This is a genomic window from Brevundimonas sediminis, from assembly GCF_048799765.1.
Taxonomy (GTDB): domain Bacteria; phylum Pseudomonadota; class Alphaproteobacteria; order Caulobacterales; family Caulobacteraceae; genus Brevundimonas.
This window is the reverse complement of sequence record NZ_JBLYQK010000017.1, coordinates 44,640-65,090: the sequence shown is the minus strand read 5'-3', so window position 1 is coordinate 65,090 and position 20,451 is coordinate 44,640. Positions and strand designations below refer to the sequence as shown.

General features: G+C 68.7%; 22 protein-coding genes and 1 pseudogene. 15 read left to right on the top strand and 8 right to left on the bottom strand.

The features are described 5' to 3' along the window. A partial coding sequence (locus tag ACLQ7T_RS10905; protein ID WP_420479452.1) for a D-alanyl-D-alanine carboxypeptidase family protein occupies window positions 1-1,007 on the bottom strand: 1,007 nt, incomplete at its 3' end. Window positions 1,008-1,327: 320 nt separating this feature from the next. Here ACLQ7T_RS10905 and ACLQ7T_RS10900 point away from each other — a divergent pair. Further along, the gene (locus ACLQ7T_RS10900; protein ID WP_420471070.1) at window positions 1,328-1,807 is read left to right on the top strand and encodes a phasin family protein; all 480 of its coding nucleotides are present in this window, start codon (window positions 1,328-1,330) and stop codon (window positions 1,805-1,807) included. 92 nt (window positions 1,808-1,899) lie between these two features. On the opposite strand, the gene ACLQ7T_RS10895 is transcribed toward ACLQ7T_RS10900, so the two are convergent. Further along, window positions 1,900-2,385 (bottom strand): nuclear transport factor 2 family protein, encoded by a 486-nt coding sequence (locus ACLQ7T_RS10895; protein ID WP_420479451.1) that lies wholly within the window; start codon window positions 2,383-2,385, stop codon window positions 1,900-1,902. Window positions 2,386-2,854: 469 nt separating this feature from the next. Between ACLQ7T_RS10895 and clpS the strand changes: the two genes are divergently transcribed. From clpS to ACLQ7T_RS10870, 5 genes are all read left to right on the top strand, one after another. Next, complete coding sequence (gene clpS, locus ACLQ7T_RS10890) at window positions 2,855-3,187, top strand: ATP-dependent Clp protease adapter ClpS (RefSeq protein WP_420471067.1); 333 nt, start codon at window positions 2,855-2,857, stop codon at window positions 3,185-3,187. Between the two features lie 13 nt (window positions 3,188-3,200). Beyond that, window positions 3,201-5,513 (top strand): ATP-dependent Clp protease ATP-binding subunit ClpA, encoded by a 2,313-nt coding sequence (gene clpA, locus ACLQ7T_RS10885; protein ID WP_420471066.1) that lies wholly within the window; start codon window positions 3,201-3,203, stop codon window positions 5,511-5,513. 85 nt (window positions 5,514-5,598) lie between these two features. Further along, window positions 5,599-5,982 carry a hypothetical protein gene (locus ACLQ7T_RS10880; RefSeq protein ID WP_420479450.1) on the top strand — a complete coding sequence of 128 codons (384 nt, stop codon included), beginning with the start codon at window positions 5,599-5,601 and terminating at the stop codon, window positions 5,980-5,982. 10 nt (window positions 5,983-5,992) lie between these two features. Beyond that, window positions 5,993-6,829 (top strand): hypothetical protein, encoded by an 837-nt coding sequence (locus tag ACLQ7T_RS10875; RefSeq protein WP_420479449.1) that lies wholly within the window; start codon window positions 5,993-5,995, stop codon window positions 6,827-6,829. A gap of 1 nt (window position 6,830) precedes the next feature. Then, the gene (locus ACLQ7T_RS10870) at window positions 6,831-7,412 is read left to right on the top strand and encodes a DUF4287 domain-containing protein (RefSeq protein ID WP_420479448.1); all 582 of its coding nucleotides are present in this window, start codon (window positions 6,831-6,833) and stop codon (window positions 7,410-7,412) included. A gap of 50 nt (window positions 7,413-7,462) precedes the next feature. Here the strand turns inward: ACLQ7T_RS10870 and ACLQ7T_RS10865 are convergent. Continuing rightward, a pseudogene (locus ACLQ7T_RS10865) lies at window positions 7,463-9,043 on the bottom strand (sensor histidine kinase); the annotation flags it as partial. Between the two features lie 132 nt (window positions 9,044-9,175). Between ACLQ7T_RS10865 and ACLQ7T_RS10860 the strand changes: the two are divergent. After that, window positions 9,176-9,850: a TorF family putative porin gene (locus tag ACLQ7T_RS10860; RefSeq protein WP_420479447.1), complete on the top strand. Its 675-nt coding sequence runs from the start codon at window positions 9,176-9,178 to the stop codon at window positions 9,848-9,850. Window positions 9,851-9,921: 71 nt separating this feature from the next. Beyond that, complete coding sequence (locus tag ACLQ7T_RS10855; protein ID WP_420479446.1) at window positions 9,922-11,187, top strand: cation:proton antiporter; 1,266 nt, start codon at window positions 9,922-9,924, stop codon at window positions 11,185-11,187. Window positions 11,188-11,212: 25 nt separating this feature from the next. Here ACLQ7T_RS10855 and ACLQ7T_RS10850 read toward each other — a convergent pair whose 3' ends face one another. Continuing rightward, entirely contained in the window at window positions 11,213-11,521 is a 309-nt protein-coding gene (locus ACLQ7T_RS10850) for a CsbD family protein (RefSeq protein ID WP_420471062.1), read from the bottom strand. Between the two features lie 280 nt (window positions 11,522-11,801). On the opposite strand from ACLQ7T_RS10850, the gene ACLQ7T_RS10845 reads away from it, so the two are divergent. Next, window positions 11,802-12,404, top strand: coding sequence for a DUF2239 family protein (locus tag ACLQ7T_RS10845; protein WP_420479445.1), 603 nt, complete (start codon window positions 11,802-11,804; stop codon window positions 12,402-12,404). Between the two features lie 4 nt (window positions 12,405-12,408). On the opposite strand, the gene ACLQ7T_RS10840 is transcribed toward ACLQ7T_RS10845, so the two are convergent. Beyond that, window positions 12,409-14,151 carry an ATP-binding protein gene (locus tag ACLQ7T_RS10840; protein WP_420479444.1) on the bottom strand — a complete coding sequence of 581 codons (1,743 nt, stop codon included), beginning with the start codon at window positions 14,149-14,151 and terminating at the stop codon, window positions 12,409-12,411. A 178-nt stretch (window positions 14,152-14,329) separates the two neighbouring features. Between ACLQ7T_RS10840 and ACLQ7T_RS10835 the strand changes: the two genes are divergently transcribed. Together ACLQ7T_RS10835 and ACLQ7T_RS10830 are read left to right on the top strand one after the other, a co-directional pair. After that, entirely contained in the window at window positions 14,330-14,527 is a 198-nt protein-coding gene (locus ACLQ7T_RS10835) for a helix-turn-helix transcriptional regulator (RefSeq protein WP_420479443.1), read from the top strand. Then, window positions 14,524-14,670 carry a helix-turn-helix transcriptional regulator gene (locus tag ACLQ7T_RS10830; RefSeq protein WP_420479442.1) on the top strand — a complete coding sequence of 49 codons (147 nt, stop codon included), beginning with the start codon at window positions 14,524-14,526 and terminating at the stop codon, window positions 14,668-14,670. Before ACLQ7T_RS10835 ends, ACLQ7T_RS10830 begins: the two co-directional genes overlap by 4 nt. On the opposite strand, the gene ACLQ7T_RS10825 is transcribed toward ACLQ7T_RS10830, so the two are convergent. Continuing rightward, entirely contained in the window at window positions 14,651-15,127 is a 477-nt protein-coding gene (locus ACLQ7T_RS10825; RefSeq protein WP_420479441.1) for a hypothetical protein, read from the bottom strand. The two genes, ACLQ7T_RS10830 and ACLQ7T_RS10825, sit on opposite strands and share 20 nt — an antisense overlap. Then, window positions 15,127-16,131, bottom strand: coding sequence for a cobaltochelatase subunit CobS (gene cobS / locus ACLQ7T_RS10820; protein ID WP_420471058.1), 1,005 nt, complete (start codon window positions 16,129-16,131; stop codon window positions 15,127-15,129). Before cobS ends, ACLQ7T_RS10825 begins: the two co-directional genes overlap by 1 nt. Window positions 16,132-16,277: 146 nt before the next feature. Here cobS and ACLQ7T_RS10815 point away from each other — a divergent pair, with 146 nt between their 5' ends. Genes ACLQ7T_RS10815 through ACLQ7T_RS10800 form a run of 4 tightly spaced genes read left to right on the top strand, consistent with a single transcriptional unit; the run spans window position 16,278 to window position 19,991 of the window. After that, window positions 16,278-16,910, top strand: a complete 633-nt coding sequence (locus tag ACLQ7T_RS10815; protein ID WP_420479440.1) for a TetR family transcriptional regulator — start codon at window positions 16,278-16,280, stop codon at window positions 16,908-16,910. Further along, window positions 16,907-17,884 (top strand): HlyD family secretion protein, encoded by a 978-nt coding sequence (locus ACLQ7T_RS10810; RefSeq protein ID WP_420479439.1) that lies wholly within the window; start codon window positions 16,907-16,909, stop codon window positions 17,882-17,884. Before ACLQ7T_RS10815 ends, ACLQ7T_RS10810 begins: the two co-directional genes overlap by 4 nt. Then, window positions 17,881-18,867, top strand: coding sequence for an ABC transporter ATP-binding protein (locus tag ACLQ7T_RS10805; protein ID WP_420479438.1), 987 nt, complete (start codon window positions 17,881-17,883; stop codon window positions 18,865-18,867). Before ACLQ7T_RS10810 ends, ACLQ7T_RS10805 begins: the two co-directional genes overlap by 4 nt. Beyond that, window positions 18,864-19,991, top strand: coding sequence for an ABC transporter permease (locus ACLQ7T_RS10800; protein WP_420479437.1), 1,128 nt, complete (start codon window positions 18,864-18,866; stop codon window positions 19,989-19,991). Before ACLQ7T_RS10805 ends, ACLQ7T_RS10800 begins: the two co-directional genes overlap by 4 nt. Here ACLQ7T_RS10800 and ACLQ7T_RS10795 read toward each other — a convergent pair. Further along, window positions 19,988-20,416 carry an organic hydroperoxide resistance protein gene (locus tag ACLQ7T_RS10795; RefSeq protein WP_420479436.1) on the bottom strand — a complete coding sequence of 143 codons (429 nt, stop codon included), beginning with the start codon at window positions 20,414-20,416 and terminating at the stop codon, window positions 19,988-19,990. The genes ACLQ7T_RS10800 and ACLQ7T_RS10795 overlap by 4 nt on opposite strands. Between the last annotated feature and the right edge of the window lie 35 nt (window positions 20,417-20,451).

Below are 20,451 nucleotides of genomic sequence, written 5' to 3'. Positions count from 1 at the left end.
GCCGGCGTCGGGGCGGCCGCCTCCGGGCGCGCGGGCCGGGGCGCGACGCCGCCGTTCAGGATGGCCGTCACCCCCTCGTCGTCCTCGGTTTCGGTCACCGCGGCGTACTGGATCGGCCCGTCTCCGGCGGGCGTCTCGTTCGGCTGGGCCCCGAAGCCGCGCTGCTCGTAGAAGAGCTGGGCCACCTCGATCCGCTCGCCCTGGCGGCGCAGGCGAACCACCTCGAACCCTGTGTCTGTCAGGGCGGCCACATGGGCGTTGCGGCTGGCCGAGGACTGGCCGCCCAGAACCACGGTGATCAGGCGTTTCCCGTCACGCACCGCCGAGGCCATGATGTTCGAGCCCGAGGCGTTGGTCAGGCCCGTCTTCATCCCGTCGTAGCCGCCGCCGGTGCGCAGCAGGCCATTGGTGTTGGTGTAGGTGCGGCCGTTGTAGACCCAGTCGTGGATGCCGAAGAAGCGGTAGTACTGCGGATAGTCGCGCATGACCGCCCGGCCGAGGATGGCCAGGTCACGGGCCGTGGTCAGCTGGCGCGCGTCGGGCAGGCCGTTGGCGTTCACATAGCGCGTGTGGGTCATGCCCAGCTCCTGCGCCTTCAGCGTCATCTGGGCGGTGAAGCGGGCCTCGGAGCCGCCGATGTGCTCGGCGATAGCCACGGCCATGTCGTTGGCGCTGCGCACCGCCGTCGCCTTCATGGCGTCTTCCAGCGTGATGGTCTGGCCGGCGGCGAGGCCCAGCTTGGACGGCGGCTGGCTGGCGGCGCGGGGCGAGACGGTGATCACATCGTCCAGCCTGGCCCGGCCCGCGGCCAGGGCCTCGAAGGCCAGATACAGGGTCATCACCTTGGTCACCGACGCGGGATAGCGCCGGTTGTCGGCATAGCGGGCGAACAACACCTCGCCGGTCTCGGCGTCCACCACGATCGAGGCGTAGGCCGGGTTGACGGCGGCCTCGGCGACCATGGTCGGCCGGCTGAACGGGGCGATCGTGACCGCCACGACCAGCATCAGCGAGAGACATCCCCGGAGGAGCAAAGTGGTCAGACGCAAGCGAGCCTCTATCCGGTAGCGCGACGACGGCCCCCCGGCGTGACGCTGAAAAGGAAGGCTACCATCACGCAGGCCGGGTTTCATGAGGGTAAACGGGTCGTGAACGACTTTGTGAAGCGGGGCGGTAACGTCGGTTGATGAAATTTTTGTGCAGCGCACAATGAACTCTTGACCGCTTTTCGCACTTGCACCATATGAGCGACGTCGTGACGGATTCACCTGTCGCGGAAAACATTTCATCAGCGGCCCCCGCCGCCCGAGGTTCAGGAGTGACTGCCATGGCCGACAGCGCCGAAACCGTGAAGAAGACCGTCGACGCCGCCAAGGCGACCGTCGAGAAGACCACCGCCCAGGCTGAAAAGCTGCAGGCCGGCGCCGCCAAGGCTTTCCGTGAAGGCGTGGACAAGTCGATCGCCGGCGTCGCCGAGCTGAACGCTGAGGGCAAGAAGAACCTCGACGCCATCGTCGCCTCGGCCACGGCCGCCCAGAAGGGCGCCGAGACCCTGTCGGCCGCCTCGCTGGCCTACGGCAAGAAGAGCTGGGAAGACGGCGTCGCCGCCGCCCAGTCGCTCGCCGCCGCCCGCTCGGTGCAGGAGCTGATCGAGCTGCAGACCTCGTGGGCCAAGTCGGCCGCCGAGACCTATCTGTCGGAAGTCTCCAAGATGACCGACGTCTTCACCGCCTCGGTGAAGGACAGCTTCAAGCCGATCAACGAGCGCGTCACCGCCTCGGTCGAGAAGTTCCAGGCCGCCCGCTAAGGCGCTCTGACTTCAATCAGCTTTGCGAAGGCCCCGGCGGAAACGCCGGGGCCTTTTCAATTGTCCTTCGCCTCCGAGGGAGAAGGGAAGTGTCACTCACTCGCCGCCGCGTGGTCCAGGCTGAATGTCCGGGCCATCCGCCACTGGCCGTCGGCCTCCAGCTTCCACAGCACCACGAACCGGGCCCGGCCGACCAGGCTCTGCGGCCCTTCGCCCTGACGCTCGTAGAACAGGTGCTCGCCCTCGGCGACAGCGCCGTAGCCGGGGATGGCCTGCACCCGGAAGGTTTCGGGAACCAGCACCCGCCGCGAACGGTACGCATCCGGGGCCTTCTTCGCCTCGCAGCTCTTGCGGTAGTCCTCCACGAAGGCCTCGCGCCCCAGCATGGCGCCGCCCTTGTCGTGGTAGAATTCCAGGTCCCCGGTCACCAGGTCCGCCAGCGCCGCCGGCTCGCACGCGTCGAACATGACCTGGAACAGGGCGGCGTCGCGCGCCCGCAAGGTCTCGGTCAGCGCGGGCTGCTCCGGAATCGCCGGGGCGGCCTGAAGCACGAGGGCGGCGAGAAGGGCGGTCAGCATCGGGTCACTCCATCCACGCCCCGAAGCTGGCGCGCGGGGCAGGGGATGTCCCGTGAAACTTCGGTCATGCGGGACGGGCGGGCCGCCACTCCCGACACCTTCCAGGCCTGCCAAATCCGTCCAAATCCTGCCAACCCTCGCCTTCGGCTTCCCTCTCCCGGTGGGACAGGGAAGCGCACACGTCCGGATTTGACGCATCGGCATGTCAGACTGCGCTCCGGTCTTTGACATCGCCATCACCGGAGCTGAGCGGCTCCCGCACACCCCGCCTCACGCGAAAGAAGCCACGACGTGCACTCTTTTTTTCGGGGCGCACATGTCGGCGAAAGTGTCGGGAAGACAGGGTTTCGGCATTTTCCCCTGACAGGGTCGCCGCCGCCTCCTCTCACGCAACCTGTGACTTGCCGCATCTGGAAAACCATCGGACAGTTCCCATCTGTCCATCCGACTCTCCCAACTCGGATAAAGAATGCCGCCGTCACGCAAGATCGGCGATCAGGGCCAGGGCTCCGGCACGGCCACGATCACCGAAACCAGGCCGAAACTTCAGAAGCCCTCGCTGTATCGGGTGCTGATCCTGAACGACGACTACACGCCGATGGAGTTCGTCATCTACGTGCTGGAGCGGTTCTTCCAGAAGAGCCGCGAGGACGCCACCCGCATCATGCTGCACGTGCATCAGCATGGCGTCGGGGTGTGCGGCGTCTTCACCTACGAAGTGGCCGAAACCAAGGTCGCCCAGGTGGTCGAGACGGCGCGCCGTCACCAGCACCCTCTGCAATGCACGATGGAAAAGGACTGAGAGGAGCCTCCCTATGCCTTCATTTTCCCGTCCTCTCGAAGAAACCCTGCACCGCGCGGTGCACTATGCGAACGAGCGCCGTCACGAGTACGCGACGCTTGAACACCTGCTGCTGGCCCTCGTGGACGATCCCGACGCCGCCAATGTGATGACGGCGTGCAACGTCGACCTGACCGCGCTGAAGACCGCCCTGACCCTTTACGTCGACACTGACCTGGCCGCGCTGGCGACCTCGGACGGCGACGACGCCAAGCCGACCGCCGGCTTCCAGCGCGTGATCCAGCGCGCGGTGATCCATGTCCAGTCGTCCGGCCGCGAGGAGGTCTCGGGCGCCAATGTGCTGGTCGCCATCTTCTCCGAACGCGAAAGCCACGCCGCCTACTTCCTGCAGGAGCAGGACATGACGCGGTACGACGCGGTCAACTTCATCGCCCACGGCATCGCCAAGAAGGCGGGCGCCGGCGAGACCCGCCCGGCCAAGGCCAACGGCGTCGGTCCCGAGGAGGCCGAGGACGCCGCCGCCGCCAAGACCGGCGGCGAGGCGCTCGAAGCCTATTGCGTCGACCTCAACGAGAAGGCCCGCAACGGCAAGATCGACCCCCTGATCGGCCGCCACGCCGAGGTGGAGCGGTCGATCCAGATCCTGTGCCGCCGGACCAAGAACAACCCGCTGCTGGTCGGCGATCCCGGTGTCGGCAAGACCGCCATCGCCGAAGGTCTGGCGCGCAAGATCGTCAACGGCGAGGTGCCGGACGTCCTGAAGGACGCCACCATCTACTCGCTCGACATGGGCGCCCTGCTGGCGGGCACCCGCTATCGCGGCGACTTCGAGGAGCGCCTGAAGCAGGTGGTCAAGGAGCTGGAGAGCCACGAGAACGCGGTCCTCTTCATCGATGAAATCCACACGGTCATCGGCGCCGGCGCGACCAGCGGCGGGGCGATGGATGCGTCCAACCTGCTGAAGCCGGCGCTGGCGTCGGGCTCGCTGCGCTGCATGGGCTCCACCACCTACAAGGAGTACCGCCAGCATTTCGAGAAGGACCGCGCCCTGGTCCGCCGGTTCCAGAAGATCGACGTCAACGAGCCGACGGTCGAGGACAGCATCAAGATCCTGAAGGGCCTCAAGACCAGCTACGAAGGTCACCACAAGCTGCGCTACACCGACGCCGCCATCCGCACGGCGGTGGAGCTGTCGGCCCGCTACATGACCGACCGCAAACTGCCGGACAAAGCCATCGACGTGATCGACGAGGCGGGGGCGTCGCAGATGCTGCTGCCCGAGTCGAAGCGGAAGAAGGTCATCGGCCAGAAGGAGGTCGAGGCCGTCATCGCCAAGATGGCCCGTATCCCGGCCAAGTCGGTGTCAAAGTCTGACACCGAGAGCCTGCGCGAGCTTCAGGCCGACCTGAACCGCGTCGTCTTCGGCCAGGACGGCGCCATCGAGCAGGTCTCGGCGGCGATGAAGCTGGCGCGTGCCGGTCTGCGCGATCCGAACAAGCCGATCGGCTCCTTCCTGTTCTCGGGCCCGACCGGCGTCGGCAAGACCGAGGTGGCGCGCCAGCTGGCCTCCACCCTGGGCATCGAGATGCTGCGCTTCGACATGTCCGAATACATGGAGCGGCACACCGTCTCGCGTCTGATCGGCGCCCCTCCGGGCTATGTCGGTCACGATCAGGGCGGCCTGCTGACCGACGCCGTCGATCAGCACCCCCACGCCGTCGTCCTGCTGGACGAGATCGAGAAGGCGCACCCGGACATCTACAACATCCTGCTCCAGGTCATGGACAACGGGATGCTGACGGACGCGGTCGGCAAGAAGGTCGACTTCCGCAATGTGATCCTGATCATGACCACCAACGCCGGGGCCGCCGACAACGCCCGGGCCGCCATCGGCTTCGGCCGCGGCAAGGTCGAAGGCGAGGACGACAAGGCCATCCAGCGCCTGTTCGCGCCGGAGTTCCGCAACCGCCTGGACGCCATCGTGGCGTTCAAGGCGCTCGACTCCGAGACGATCAAGTCGGTGGTGTCCAAGTTCGTCATGCAGCTGGAAGCCCAGCTGGGCGACCGCAACATCACCATCGAACTGACCGACGAAGCCGCCGACTGGCTGGCCAAGAACGGCTTCGACGAGCTGTACGGCGCCCGCCCTCTGGCCCGGACCATACAGGAGCACATCAAGAAGCCCCTGGCCGACGACATCCTGTTCGGCCGCCTGACCCGCGGCGGACACGTCAAGGTCCAGCTGAAGGACGGCAAGATCGACTTCGACATCACCCCCGCGACCGGCCCGGCCGCCAAGGTGAAGGAAGACGAGGCGGCGGAGTAGGCTCCGCGTCACAAGAACTGATGGGGCCCTTGGCAGCGATGTCAGGGGCCTTCGTCTATCGAGAGGCTTCTTTGGGGGAGTTGCTTTGAGAGTTCTGGATCACGCGCCCGCGGCCTGGTTCCTGTTTGAAGAGGGGCAGCGTCTCTACCTGGATGTGAGCTGCAACCATCACATCGTGGGCTACACCGTCCTGATTTCGCTTGATGACGAAGAGGCTCGACGGTTTCGAAACGAAGGCCGCCCCTTTCTTGATGAGCTGAGCGCCGACATTCAGCAAAGCGGGGCAGTCGTGTCGCCGACTTCGCCCTACACCGCGCGCGATCTCACCCGTACGTTGGGGGAAGACGCCATGCGCGCGGTCGACGAGTGGCGCGAAAGCGGCGCTGACTTGCCTCCAGCTCCGCCGCCTGGGTCAACCAGTCCGCAAAAGTCTCGCTCGCGTAAGTTCTGGATCAGCCTTTTCGGATGAAGCCGCCGAGATGAAAATCCTGCTGCAGACCACCATCCCCTTCACCGAGGACGATTGGCATATCGGCCGGTTCTCGCAACTGACCGGGCACCTCGCCGCGCTGGACGGGGTTGAGGTCACCGCCCGTGACCGGGCCGTGCCCGGCGGCCAGACGGATCCGGTCATCGGTGGGCTGGCCGACAGCGACTATGACCAGCTCTGGCTCTTCGCCGTCGACGTCGGCGACGGGCTGAATGCCGATGAGTGCGCCGCCATCGCCGCCTTCCGCGCCCGTGGCGGCGGGCTGATGATCACTCGCGACCACATGGACCTCGGCTCCAGCGTCTGCACCCTCGGCGGCGTCGGCGACGCCCACTACTTCCACTCCAGCAGCCTCGACCCCGATCCGGAGCGCAACGCCCGCGACGACGTCGAGACCGGCTATATCGACTTCCCCAACTACCACTCCGGCGCCAACGGCGACTGGCAGACCGTCCGGCCCGAAGGCGCGGTGCATCCGCTGCTGCGTGACGGCGAGGGCGTGCTCGACCGCCTTCCGGCCCACCCCCACGAGGGCGGCATCGGCGTGCCCGACGGCGCGAACGCCCGCGTCATCGCCACCGGCGTCAGCAAGGTCTCGGCTCGACCCTTCAACATCGCCGTCGCCTTCGAGGCCGAGGGCGGCAAGGGCAGGGGGCTGGCCCAGAGCACCTTCCACCACTTCGCCGACTACAATTGGGACCCGCGCCTGGGGTGCCCGACCTTCGTCAGCGAGGCGCCCGGCGACGGCATGGTCCGCGACCCCGAGGGCTTGCGCCAGACCCGCCAATACATGACCAATCTCGCCGGCTGGCTGTCGGGAGGCTGAGATGGGCGACGCGGTGCTGACCGAGCGTCAGAAGAAGTGGTTCGCCACCGTTCAGGCGAACTTTGAGAAGCAGACCGGCCGCCCGCTGGCGGTCTGGGTCGACATCCTCAAGACCGGCTGTCCCGAGACCCGGCCCAGGGCCCAGGCCGCCTGGCTGAAGGCCACCTACGGCATCGGCCAGAACCACGCCGCCCATATTCTCGACAGCCTGAAGCCCGCCGACGGCATGGGCTGGGACGATGCCGAGGGGCTGCGCGCCGCCCTTTGGACGGACGCCGGCTCGCTGGCGATCCTGGAGGCCGTCGAACGGATCGCGGCGGGGCTGGAGGGCGTGATCTCCGGCCAGAGGAAGGGCTACACCAGCTTCTCGCGCCGGGTTCAGTTCGCGGCCATGCGTCCGTTGAAGGGCGGGCGGGCCTTGCTGGGCTTCAAGCTCGACCCGTCCGTGTCGGCCCGGCTGTCGTCACCGGCCCGCAAGGAAAGCTGGTCCGAGCGGTTGTCGGCGGTGGTCGAGCTGGACGATCCCGGCCAGGTCGACGCCGGGCTGGCGGTGCTGTTCGCGGCGGCCGCGGACAACGGCTGAGCCGACGTCCGCGCGGCCAGAAGAGCCGGCGTGGCCTCGGCCAGCGGCAGGTCGACGATGAAGCGGGAGCCCTGGCCCTCGATGGTCTCGACCGAGATGCGGCCGTTCATGGCGTCCACCAGCCGGCGGCAGATCGCCAGACCCAGCCCGGTTCCGGCGAAGGTCTTGGTGAGGGAATCGTCGCCCTGCACAAAGGTCCCGAACAGGCTCGGCATCAGGCTTTCGGCGATGCCCATTCCGGTGTCGGAAACCACGATCCGGAGACCGTCGTCGGAGGGAGCGGCCTGAACCCGGACCTCGCCTTCGGAGGTGTAGGCGACCGCGTTCCGGACCAGGCTGCCGACCACCTGACGGAGGGCGCCGGCGTCGCCCTTGCGGACGCCGAGGTCGGCCACCCGGCACTCCAGCTTGAGGGCCTTGGTCATGGCGGCGGCGCGGTGTTCCTCGACCGCGTCGACGATCACCACCGCGGGCACGAAGACCTCGCGCCGGACCGGTTCCTCGCCCCGCTCCAGCCGGGCGATCTGGAGGATCTGTTCGATCAGGGCGGTCAGATTGCCGGCGGCCTGGCGCAGGAGGGTCAGGTTCTCGCGCTGGGCGGGGTTCAGCTCCCCCGCGGTCATCACCTCGGCCATGCCGACCACGCCGTTCAACGGGGTCCGGAGCTCATGACTGACGTTGGACAGGAAGCGCGACTTGGCGTCGTTCGCCGCCTCGGCGCGATCACGGGCTTCGATGAGGGCGGTCTCATTGGCCGCGAGGATCTCGGTCACCCGGTTGACCCAGCGGAACAGCACCAGGGCGCCGGCGAGCAGGAGCGCCAGGACGGCGAGGATCACGGGGACGGCGTCCTGCTGGAGCTGGCGGCCCGGGAAGTCGGGGGTCCAGACGATAACGCCGAGCGGTCGGCCCGCGCTGTCGCGGACGGTGACGTCGGCCGGACCGGCGGCGCCGACGGGGGCGAAGCGGGCGTCGCTGATCGCCAAATCCGACTTCAGGGTGGCGATCAGGCTGGAGATCGGCCTGCCGGAGACGACGACCGGATCGACGGCGGGACGGGACACGGCGGCGTCCTCCGGAACCACGGTGGAGACCGCGACCAGCCAGGTCTCCTGACCCACCCGGACCACGGCGCTGCGGCTGAAGCCGGCGTCGAAGCCGTAGGCCGCCCGCCGGGCCGGCGCGATGGAGGCCTGCCGGGCCGCCGCCACCAAGGGAGCGACCGCCGCGGCGAAGGCGGCTTCCTGCGCCTGCGGCACAGGCTCGCTGTCCCGGGACGCCAGCACCAGTTGCCCCGCCGGGTCGTAGGTGAGGGTGACCTCATGCTTCATATAATCGGCGTAGTAGTCGCCGAGGTTGACCTGCAGCCATGCGAGGTCGGGCGGTCCGTTCAGGGCCTTGACGGTGTCGTTCCAGATGGTGGCGGAGTTCACGTCCTCGGTCAGGCGCTCAAGGGAGCGGTCCAGGCCACGCTGGACCAGCGCCTCCTCCTTGGCCCGATCGACCGTGTCGATGGATCGTGTGGCCCAGCCGATCAGGACCAGCGTCAGGGCGATGATGATCAGTCCGAGGCCCGCCGCTGTCAGCGTGATCCGCTGCAGGTTCTGTCGATGTGCGGCCGTGACTCCCATTCCAGCCGCTTTTTCACAACAATTCTAATTTCACGTTATCCGGCTTGGTAAGCGACCGCTTACTGCTCCGATGACTGAAGATTAAGGCGTTTGCGGCAGGGTGGCCCCGACGGCTTTGCGGGAGGGGTGGAGATGAAGCGGCTACTGGCTCTGGCGGTTCTGGCGATGCCGGGACTGGCCCAGGCGCAGGACTGGAGCGTGTCCGGTCGGGTCGGCGGGGTCAGCGACTATCGCGATCGGGGCTACACCCTGTCTGACGGCCGGCCGGTGCTGCAGGGCGAGGCGACGCTGTCCCACACCTCCGGGCTCTATGTCGGGGTCTGGGGTTCGGGCATCGCGGAGTATGGCGCGGACGCCGACGGCGAGGGGGCCAGCAGCGAGGTGACCCTGTACGCGGGCTGGGCCGGCGCGGTCGCGGGTCTGGACGTGGATCTCGGGGTCTGGGGCAATGTCTATCCCGGCGGGACGGACGTCGACTACGTCGAGTTTCCGGTACAGGCCGGTCGCAGCTTCGGCCCCCTGACCCTGACCGCCGGCGCGGTCTGGGCGCCGGCCCAGACAGGCACCTGGGACGAGGCCAACACCTGGGTTTGGGGGCGGGTCGACTATGAGCCCGAAAGCTGGCCGATCGGCCTGCACGCCGCGCTGGGCCATGAGGACGGCGGCTTCGCGCCGGACGGCAAGACCGACTGGCGCCTGGGCGTCTCGGCGCCCCTGGCCGGTTTCACCCTCGCCCTCGACTGGGTCGACAGCGATACCGAGGACAGCGCGGCCGTGGTCTCCCTGTTCCGCGACTTCGCCTTCTGACCACCCTGCCGAAAAGGGCTGACGCACAGGGGCGGGCGTCGTAATCCAGGGGCGACCGGAGGGAGTCGCCCATGCATATCGCCCTGTCGCCTGTGGACGCCGCGGCGATCCTGATCGTCCTGTCGGCGCTGCTGGGCTGGATCAATCACCGCTTCCTGAAACTGCCCTCGACGGTAGCCCTGACCATGATGGGGGCGCTGGCGTCGATCGTGGTCGTCGGCGTCGACGCCCTGCTGCCGGGCAGCGATCTGTCGGGGGTGGTCAGCGGCTTCCTGAACGGGATCGATTTCCACGAGACCCTGATGACCGGGATGCTGTCCTTCCTGCTGTTCGCCGGGGCCCTGCATGTCGATCTGGACCAGCTGAAGCGCGGGCGGTGGCAGATCGCCATCCTGAGCACCATCGGCGTGCTGGTCTCGACCCTGCTGGTCGGCGGCGGCTTCTGGCTGCTGACCTCCGTGCTGGGCCTGTCCGTGCCGCTGATCTGGTGCCTGGTGTTCGGCGCCCTGATCAGCCCGACCGATCCGGTGGCGGTCATGGGGGTGCTGAAGACCGCCAGCGTGCCGCCCAGCCTTCAGGCGACCATCGCCGGCGAAAGCCTGTTCAACGACGGCGTCGGGGTGGTGATCTTCTCCATCCTGCTGGTCGCCGCGGTCAGCGGGCATGAGCTGTCCCTGCCGCACGCCGCCGAGATGTTCGCGGTCGAGGCGGTGGGCGGGGCGATCCTCGGTCTCGCGGTCGGCTGGATCGGCTACCGGGCGATGAAGGCGATCGACGACTATGCGGTCGAGGTCCTGGTGACCCTGGCCGTGGTGATGGGCGGCTATTCGCTGGCCATGGCCCTGCACATCAGCGGCCCGGTGGCCATGGCGGTGGCGGGCCTGCTGATCGGCAACCAGGGCGTCAGCTACGCCATGAGCGACACGACCAAGGACTATGTGCTGAAGTTCTGGGCCCTGATCGACGAGGTGCTGAACGCCGTCCTGTTCCTGCTGATCGGGCTGGAGGCCGTGGTGGTGGCGGACCGGTTCGGCCTGCTGGGGCTGGGCGTCCTGACCATTCCGCTGGTGCTGGCGGCGCGGGCCGTCTCGGTCGGCGCGCCCCTGCTGGCGTGGCGCAGGCTGTGGCCGTTCCGGCTGGCCTTCCCGGTGATGACCTGGGGCGGGCTGCGCGGCGGCATCTCCATCGCCCTGGCCCTGTCGCTGCCGCCGGGAGCCATGAAGGACGTGCTGGTCGCGGCGACCTATGTGGTCGTGCTGTTCTCGGTGCTGGCACAGGGCGGCACCATCGGCGGCGTGGTGCGCCGGCTGACCGGCGGACCCTCGGTCCCGGCCTGAGCCGGGACCGAGGTCGCGCGCCCGATCAGCGGCGGCGGCCGCCGAGGCTGCCCAGAAGAACGAGGGCGCCGGCCACGATGCCGGTGGTCAGCAGCGGCTTGCGACGGGCGAAATCGAGACCCTGACGGGCCTTGTCCTGGTATTGGGTGGGGGCCTTCTCGACCAGGCCGTCCAGGCCGTCGATGACGCGGCCGTAGGCGTCGAGCGCCTTGCCCTTCACCTCGTTGAACTTGCCGTCGAACTGAAGCTTGGCGTCGCCGGTGAGGCGGCCGAGGCCGGACTGGGTCTTGCCCTCGATCTCGGTGGCGAGGCCTTCGATGCGTTGGTCGGTCATGGGAATCTCTCGTGAGGATGCGGAGCCGGGGAGGCCTGTCGGAACAGCGCGAAAGCGGGGCGGTGGTTCCTTCGCGGCGGCGGCTTCTTCGTCGCCGCCCGCGAATATTACCCGGGTGATATTGCGCGCCGTATTTTACCCGGGTAAATATCGTCCGGACGGCAAAAAAACCCGTCCAGACCGTCCAGACCGTCCAGATCGTCTACCGATCCCTGACGGGGACGGGCTGATCCTAACCCTGGCCTGCGTCATTTCCGGACGCAGGCGCCCGAGACCGCCCATGACCGTGTCCGCTGATCGTTTCGTCCTCGCCTTCGCCGCCGACCGGCGCATCGCCGACGGCCCCCTGACCGAGGCCCTGCCGCTGATCCAGACGGCCGTTCAGGCCGGGCGGGATGTGCTGGTGTTCGACGCCGCCACGGGCAAGGTCATCGACCTGGACCTGCGCGGAACCGCGGCCGAGGCCCTGGCCCGGCTGGCGCCGGCCCCGACGCCGGAAGAGGCGGAGCCGGAGAAGCGCGGGCCGGGCCGACCGAAGCTGGGCGTCGTGCCCCGCGAGGTGACCCTGCTCCCGCGCCACTGGGACTGGCTGGCCGGCCAGCCGGGCGGCGCCTCCGTGGCGCTGAGGAAATTGGTCGAGGCGGGCATCCGCTCCGGCGAGGGGCCGGACCGCGCCCGTCGCGCCAAGGCCGCGACCTATGCCCTGATGACCGCGCTGGCGGGCGACCGGCCGGGTTATGAGGAGGCCGTGCGGATGCTGTTCGCGGGGGACTGGACGGCGTTCGACACGGCCGTGGAGGGCTGGCCCGACGACGTCCGCGAGACGGTCCGCGCCATGGCCTCGGCGGCGTGGCGGAACGGCGGGGGGCGGCCGGGAGTCTGAAGACTCAGCCCGCCGGGACAGCCGCCAGGGTGTCGTGCAGGGCCTCGATCTCGATGGGCTTGCGCAGGACCCCGTCGGCTCCGGCGGCGCGATAGCGGGCCACGTCCTCGTCGAAGACATTGGCGGTCAGCATATGGACGGGCAGGCGAGGGCGGCCGCTCCCGGCCTCCTCGGCGCGGATGGCGGCAAGCGCCTGGACGCCGTCCATCACCGGCATCATGACGTCCATCAGGACCAGATCGAAGCCGCCGCCCCGGGCCGCCGCGACCGCCTCGGCGCCGTTCTCGACCAGGGTGACGGTGGCGCCGAACTGGGCCAGCAGCAGGGCCAGCAGGCGGCGATTGGCCTCATGGTCCTCGGCGGCCAGAACGGAGAGGGGGCGCACCTCGCCGGTCGGAGCGGCGGTCTCGCCCAACAGGGCGCGGCGGGCGGGGATCTCGAACCAGAACAGGGCGCCGCCGTCCGCGCCGGCCGAGGCTCCGATGCGGCCGCCCAGACCCTCGATGTTGGCGCGGCAGATGGCGAGACCCAGACCGGCGCCGCCCGCGGCGCGCCCGGCCTCCAGCTGTTCGAACGGCTGAAAGATGCGTTCACGCTGGTCTTCGGGCACGCCCGGTCCCTGATCCTCGACCTCGATGCGCAGGGTGACGGCGTCGTCGCCCGCCGGCCGCGCCACGGCGCGGATCCGGATCACGCCGGCGGGAGTCAGTTTCAGGGCGTTGGACAGCAGGTTGATGACCACCTGTTCGAACCGCCCGCCATCGGTGGCGATGACGAAGTCCCCGGGCGCGCCGTCACAGTCGACCTCGAGCATCAGACCGAGCTCCTCGCTGCGCAGACGCCAGACGCGGGCGACGGCGCCCATGCGGGCGCGGATGTCGACCGGCGCCAGCTCGGGCTCGCTCTGGCCGCTCTCGATCTTGGAGAGGTCCAGGGCGCCGTTCAGCAGGCGCAGCAGCATGCCGCCGGCCTCGCCCATGTCCTCGACCAGCCCGGCCTCTTCCTTGCTCCGGCGCTTGCGGCGCAGCACCTCGACGATGCCGAGGATGACGTTCAGCGGGGTGCGGACCTCGTGGCTGATCATGGCCAGGAAGCGGGACTTGGCGCGGTTGGCGGTCTCGGCCGCCTCGCGCCCGGCGCGGGCGTCGTCGAGGGCGGTGTGCAGGGCGGCGGAGCTCTGGGTCAGGTCGACATAGAGCTCGACCGTGTCCCGGTCGCTGGTCGCCTGACGCCAGGCGGCGCCGGTGACGCCGAGCACGAACAGCAGGGCGGCGAGCAACAGGCCGGGATCGCCGCCGGCCTCGACCACGGCGATCAGGCCGATGGCGAGGGACGGGGGGATGACGGCGGCGGCGAAACTGAGGCGGCTGACGTGCACCTGCAGCGCCCCGACCATGAGATTGCCGCCGATCAGCATCAGCAGGTGCGGGGTCAGCGACGGCTCGGCCCGCCACGCCGCCAGGACGAACAGGGCCGTGTGCAGGGCGAGGGCGAGGGTCAGGATCTCGGTCCGGCCCTTGAGCCTGGCCCAGGCGCCGGGTTCGTCCGGCCGGGTCCGCGCCCGCTCCACGACCCGCCACAGCAGCCAGTAAACGGCGGACTGGCAGATCGCGAAATTGGCCGCCCATCCCCAGGACATCAGCCACAGCGCCAGACCGACGATGCCGGCCACCGACAGCAGACGGATCAGGAACATGTCCCGATAGCGGGCCGCATAGGCCCGCACGTGTTCGGTACTCTTGATCACTGCACGCGCCCCGGTTGTCGGGGCGGGGTTTAGACGGTGCAGCTTAAGGAGGGGTCAACTGGAGGCGGTCTCCTCGTCGCGCCGGCGCCCGTCGATCTGTTCGCGGCTTGATGTAGTGCGATTTCGGACGAACAATGTTTTGTCATGGGTTTGGGGTGAAGCGGAGGAGGGTGTGAGGATGTCGAAATCTGCGACTTTCACTGACCGGGGCGCCGAGGCCGGACACCCGGACGAATGGCTGAAGAACCCGACGCCGGGCGACATCCTGTCGGAAGACTTCCTCAAGCCGTCGGGTATGAGCCAGACCGCACTCGCCAACGCCATCGGCGTGCCGCCGCGGCGGATCAATGAGATCGTGCTGGCAAACGGGCGGTGACCGCCGACACGGACCTGAGGCTGTCGCGGTATTGGGGGCTGAGCGCCGGCTACTTCCTGGGGCTCCAGATGGATCACGATCTGCTGGAGCAGCGCCGGAAGATGGGGGCGGCGCTGGCGATGATTACACCGAGGGCGGCGTGATGCGGAACACGAACGGGACCTCGCTGTATTCCTGAACGTAGTAGGGGCGCCGCTCACCGCGGTCGCTGAACCGCATCCGATTGTCAGCCCACAGATGGCTTCGGATCAGGTAGTCGAGCTCCTCAGGTGACCCGGAAGCGTAGCGTGGGTCTTCATCGAACTCTGCGGCGAAGATGAGTGCAGCGGGTTCGGCGCCGTCGCGGAGCAGGATGTTCGCGATGCCGCAGATGATCTTTCTCGCCTCGTCCAGTCGAGGCGCGTGCGGCGAACCCGTCTCTTTCAGCGAGAAGACGTGTGGACACCCCAACGCTTCGAAAGTCCGTCGCATCGGCGCGCGGAACTCGGAATAGAACCCGCTATCATCCAACCAGAGCAGATCGGCGGCGCCGGCCAACTCGCCGATGGAGGTTTCAGCTTCGGCAGACAGCTTCTGACTGGAGCCGAAGCCGATGTTCATTACCCCACCTTCACCCTAGTCGCCGCTTCCGGAAGGTCTTCCCCGAAGGCGCGCTGGTAGAACTCGGCGATGGTCGGGCGCTCCAGCTCGTCGCACTTGTTCAGGAAGGTCAGGCGGAAGGCGAGGCCGATGTCGCCGCCGAAGATCCGGGCGTTCTGGGCCCAGGTGATGACGGTGCGGGGCGACATGACGGTGGAGATGTCGCCGTTCATGAAGGCGTTGCGGGTCATGTCGGCGACGCGGACCATGGCGGCGATGACGCCGCGGCCCTCGGCGGTGTCGTACTCGGGCGCCTTGGCGGCCACGATCCCGGCCTCGACGTCATGGTCGAGGTAGTTGAGGGTGGTCACGATGTTCCAGCGGTCCATCTGGCCCTGATTGATCTGCTGGGTGCCGTGATACAGGCCCGAGGTGTCGCCTAGGCCGATGGTGTTGGTGGTCGAGAACAGGCGGAACCACGGGTTCGGCCGGATGACGCGGTTCTGGTCCAGCAGGGTCAGGCGGCCCTGGGCCTCCAGCACGCGCTGGATGACGAACATCACGTCGGGACGGCCGGCGTCATATTCATCGAAGACAAGCGCGATGGGGCGTTGCAGGGCCCAGGGCAGCATGCCCTCGCGGAATTCGGTGATCTGCTTGCCGTCCTTCAGGACGATGGCGTCCTTGCCGACCAGATCGATGCGGCTGACGTGGCTGTCGAGGTTCAGGCGGACCAGCGGCCAGTTCAGGCGGGCGGCGACCTGTTCGATATGGGTCGACTTGCCGGTGCCGTGATAGCCCTGGACCATGACCCGACGGTCGAAGCTGAAGCCCGCGCAGATGGCCAGGGTGGTCTGCGGGTCGAAGCGATAGGCCTCGTCGATCTCGGGCACATGCGGATCGCGCTCGGCGAAGACCGGCACGGTCATGTCGCTGTCGATGCCGAAGAGCTCGCGCACGCCGGCGTGGCGGTGGGGCTCCAGCGTCAGGAGGGGATCGGGCGTCGAGTCGAGGGGGGAGGTCATCCGTCACCCTTAGAAAACCGCAGGGGCGGGGTCCAGCATCTTCAAATCCGTTCGTCCGGGCGAGGGGGCCGGGCTGAACCCGGGAGGCGTTTACAACGGCGTTCCCTGTCATTAATAACTGACCGGTCAGTTATAGAGAGCGCGCGATGCTGCCTCCCGGCGAACCCAAATTCCGGCGTCGGCCCGCCGACAGGCCCGCGGAAATCCTCGCGGCGGCGCTGGAGGTGTTCGCGGACTACGGCTTCCATGCCGCGCGGCTGGAGGAGGTGGCCCGGCGGGCGGGCGTGTCGAAGGGCGCGCTCTACCTGTATTTCGAGACCAAGGCCGACCTGTTCCGGGCGGTGGTGCAGACCGCCGTCACGCCCAATTTCGAGCATGTGAAGGCGATGGCGGTGGCCGCCGCCGCGACGGGGTTCGAGTCGGCGCTGCGGACGGGCGTGGGCCTGCTGGCGCGCAATGTGATCGCGGACCGGCGGATCAGCGGCGTGGTGCGGCTGGTCATCGCCGAGAGCCGGACCCATCCCGAACTGGCGACCATCTGGTACGAGACGGTGATCGCGCCGGGGGTGGCCCTGATGACCACCCTGATCTCGGAGGCGCAGACGCGCGGCGAGGTGCGGGCGGGCGATCCGCGGATGTTCGCCTTCGGCCTGATGGGACCGATGATCCTGTCGATCGTCTGGCGCGAGACCTTCGAGCCCGTCGGCGCCGAGCCGGTGGATGTTCCCAAGCTGGCGGACCAGCACGTCGAGACCATTCTGAGGGGGATGCGGCCATGAAACGCCTGCGGCCTGTGTTGATCCTCGGCGCCGTGATCGCGCTCGGCGCGGCCGGGTGGTGGGTGTTCCTGAGGCCGGATCCGGCCCGCACCCTGACCGGCTATATTGAGGGCGAACGGGTCTATCTGTCGGCGCCGGTCTCCGGCGCGGTGGCCCGGCTGTATGTGCGCGAGGGCGGACGGGTGGAGACGGGCGGCCGCACCTTCCTGATCGATCCCGGCGTGCAGCAGGCCCAGGCCGAGAGCGCGGCGGCGGGCGTGGGCGCGGCGCAGGCGCGGGTCGAGGACCTGACCAAGGGGCAGCGGGCGGAAGAGCTGTCGGTCTACGACGCCGAACTGCAGGCGGCGCTGGCCGGCGAGCGGCAGGCCGACGCCGACTACAACCGCATCGCGCCGCTGGTGCGGCAGGGCATCTACGCCCCGGCGCGGCTGGATCAGGTGCGGGCGGCGCGGGACGCGGCCCGGGCCCAGACAGCCGCCGTGCACCGGCGCCGCGAGGTCGCCACCCTGGGCGCCCGTCAGGACGCCGTGGCCCAGGCCCGTCAGCAGGTGGCGCAGGCGGAAGGCGGGCTCGCCGAGGCGAGCGTTCGCCTGCGTCAGTTGTCGCCGGTCTCGCCGTCCCCGGCGCGGGTCGAGGAGGTCTTCTACCGGCCGGGCGAATGGGCGCCCGCCAACCAGCCGATCCTGGCGCTGTTGCCGGACCGGGAGGTGAAGCTGGTCTTCTTCGTGCCCGAAGCCGAGATGGCGCGTTACCGGGCCGGACGGACGGTGCGGTTCGCCTGTGACGGCTGCGCGGCCGGGGGGCAGGCGCGCATCACCTGGATCAGCGCCCGGCCCGAGTTCACCCCGCCGATCCTGTACAGCAAGGGCAGCCGCGACCGGCTGGTCTATCGCGTCGAGGCCCTGCCCGCGAACGCGGCGGCCCTGAACCCCGGGCTGCCGGTCGATGTGACTCCGCTGGGGGCGGGGGAGTGACGGGACGGAAGCCTTCCCCCCTGACCGTCGAGGGGGAGGGCTCACCGGCCGTGATCGACGTGCGGGGGCTGAACAAGGCGTTCGGCGCCCTTCAGGCGGTGAAGGATTTCGGGATCACGGTCCAGCGGGGGCGCATCTGCGGCTTCCTGGGACCGAACGGAGCCGGGAAGACGACGACCCTGCGGATGCTGTGCGGCCTGCTGACGCCCGACAGCGGCGAGGGAGCCGTGCTGGGCTTCGACGTCATGAAGCAGTCGCGCGAGATCAAGACACGGGTCGGCTACATGACCCAGAAATTCTCGCTCTACGAAGACCTGTCGATCGAGCAGAACCTGATGTTCACGGCGCGGGTTCACGAGCTGCCGAACCGGCGCGCGACGGTGCAGGCGGCGCTGGAGCGACTGGGGCTGGAGAAGCGGCGGGCGCAACTGGCGGGCAATCTGTCGGGCGGCTGGAAGCAGCGGCTGGCGCTGGCGGCGGCGACGCTGCACCAGCCCGACCTGCTGCTGCTGGACGAGCCGACCGCGGGCGTGGACCCCGAGGCGCGGCGCACCTTCTGGGACGAGATCCATGCGCTGGCGGCGGACGGCATGACGGTGCTGGTGTCGACCCACTACATGGACGAGGCCGAGCGCTGTCACGAGATCGCCTATATCGCAGGCGGGCGGACGCTGGCGCGCGGGACGGCCGATGAGGTGATCGACGCCTCGGGCCTGATCACCTTCCACGCGGAAGGCTCGGGCGCGGACCGGCTGGGGTCGCAGCTGCGCGGCAAGCCGGGGGTGGAGATGGTGGCGCCGTTCGGGACGGTGCTGCACGTGTCCGGGCGGGACCGCGCCGCGCTGGAGGCCAGCATCGCGCCGCTGCGCAAGCCGCCGCTGGTCTGGAGCGAGACGCGCCCGACGCTGGAGGACGTCTTCATCCAGCTGATCCACGACATCGAGGCGGAGAAGGCCCGAATGCCGGAGGAGGCCGCCGCATGATCTCGCTGACCCGGACCTGGGCCGTGATGGCCAAGGAGTTCATCCAGCTGACGCGCGACCGGATCACCTATGCGATGATCCTCGCCCTGCCGATCGTGCAGTTGCTGCTGTTCGGCTACGCGATCAATGACGATCCCCGGAACCTGCCGACGGCGGTGCTGGTGCAGGACAACGGCGGCTTCTCGCGCTCGATCCTGACAGCCCTGGAGAACAGCGGCTATTTCGACATCACCCTGCAGGCGCGCAGTCAGGCCGAGCTGGACCGGGCGCTGGCGCGGGGCGAGGTGCAGTTCGCCGTGCTGATCCCGGCCGACTTCACCAGACGGGTGGTGCGCGGGGATCAGGCGCAGATTCTGGTGGAGGCCGATGCCGCCGATCCGTCAGCGACCAGCGGGGCGGTGGCGGCGATCGCCAGCCTGCCGCAGCAGGCGCTGGCGCGGGAGCTGACCGGGCCGCTGGCCGGCCGGGCGCCGGGGACGCAGCCTTTCGAGGTGGTGATCCACCGGCGCTACAATCCCGAGGCCATCACGGCCTACAACATCGTGCCGGGGCTGCTGGGCGTGATCCTGTCGATGACGCTGGTGATGATGACCTCGCTGGGCATGGCGCGGGAGCGCGAGCGGGGGACGATGGAGAGCCTGCTGTCGACGCCCGTGCGGCCGCTGGAGGTGATGATCGGCAAGCTGACGCCCTATGTGGTCGTCGGCCTGCTGCAGGCGGTGGTGATCCTGACCATGGCGCGGCTGCTGTTCGCGGTGCCGATGAGCGGAGGCTGGATCGCGCTGATCCTCGGCCTGAACCTGTTCATCATCGGCTCGCTGGCGCTGGGCTTCCTGATCTCGACCCTGGCGAAGACGCAGCTGCAGGCGATGCAGATGAGCTTCTTCTACATGCTGCCGTCGATCCTGCTGTCGGGCTTCATGTTCCCGTTCCGGGGCATGCCGGAGTGGGCGCAGGCCATCGGCACGGCGATCCCCGTCACCCATTTCCTGCGGGTGGTGCGGGGATCGCTGCTGAAGGGCGTCGGTATCGAGAACGCGGGCCCGAGCCTGATGGCCCTGACCCTGTTCGTGCTGGTGGTCGGCGCGCTGGCGATGCTGCGCTACCGGACCACGCTGGACTAGATGGCCTTCAGCTCGACGTCGACGTTGCCGCGGGTGGCGTTGGAGTACGGGCAGACCTGATGGGCCTTCTGGATCAGGTCGTCGATGACCGACTGCTCCAGCCCGTGGTCCGAGACGGTGATGCCGATGTCGAGGTTGAAGCCCTCGCCGCGGGTGTTGGGACCGATGCCGACGCGGGTGGCGATCTTCGTGTCCGGACCGACCGGCGTGCCCGCCTTGCCGCTCACCAGCCGCAGGGCGCCCATGTAGCAGGCGGCGTAGCCGGCGGCGAACAGCTGTTCCGGGTTGGTGCCCGCGCCACCCTTGCCGCCCATTTCGGCGGGCAGGGACAGCAGGACGTCGATCTTGCCGTCGTCGGTGGTCGAGCGGCCTTCGTCGCGGCCGCCGCCGGTGGAGACGGCGTGGGCGGTGTAGAGAATCTGCATGGGAAACGCTCCTGGGGAAGCCGTCGCGTCGGCGA